Below are 615 nucleotides of genomic sequence, written 5' to 3'. Positions count from 1 at the left end.
GCAATCAGGTGTTGAGTGCAAGTGCACAAGGGAGCTTGACTGTGAGACTGACAGGTCGAGCAGGAGCGAAAGCTGGGACTAGTGATCCGGCACTGGCTGGTGGAAGCGGTGTCGCTCAACGGATAAAAGGTACCCCGGGGATAACAGGCTGATCTTCCCCAAGAGTCCATATCGACGGGATGGTTTGGCACCTCGATGTCGGCTCGTCGCATCCTGGGGCTGGAGTAGGTCCCAAGGGTTGGGCTGTTCGCCCATTAAAGCGGTACGCGAGCTGGGTTTAGAACGTCGTGAGACAGTTCGGTCCCTATCCGCCGTGCGCGTTGGAGATTTGAGAAGGGCTGTCCCTAGTACGAGAGGACCGGGACGGACGAACCTCTGGTGTGCCAGTTGTTCCGCCAGGAGCATGGCTGGTTGGCTACGTTCGGAAGGGATAACCGCTGAAAGCATCTAAGCGGGAAGCCTGCTTCGAGATGAGGTCTCCCACCACCTTGAGTGGTTAAGGCCCCCGAGTAGACGATCGGGTTGATAGGCCGGATGTGGAAGCCTGGTAACAGGTGGAGCTGACCGGTACTAATAGGCCGAGGGCTTGCCCACAAAGAAGTAACGTTGAAGTAA

1 rRNA gene is annotated in these 615 nt (G+C 57.2%); it reads left to right on the top strand.

Annotation, left to right across the window (positions count from 1 at the left end):
• A 23S ribosomal RNA gene (locus ABD437_RS42850) occupies positions 1 to 594 on the top strand; the annotation flags it as partial.
• Positions 595 to 615 lie beyond the last annotated feature (21 nt).

The organism is Cryptosporangium japonicum, from assembly GCF_039524755.1.
In the GTDB taxonomy this organism is placed as follows: Bacteria; Actinomycetota; Actinomycetes; order Mycobacteriales; family Cryptosporangiaceae; genus Cryptosporangium; species Cryptosporangium japonicum.
This window is presented reverse-complemented; position numbering and strand designations above follow the sequence as displayed.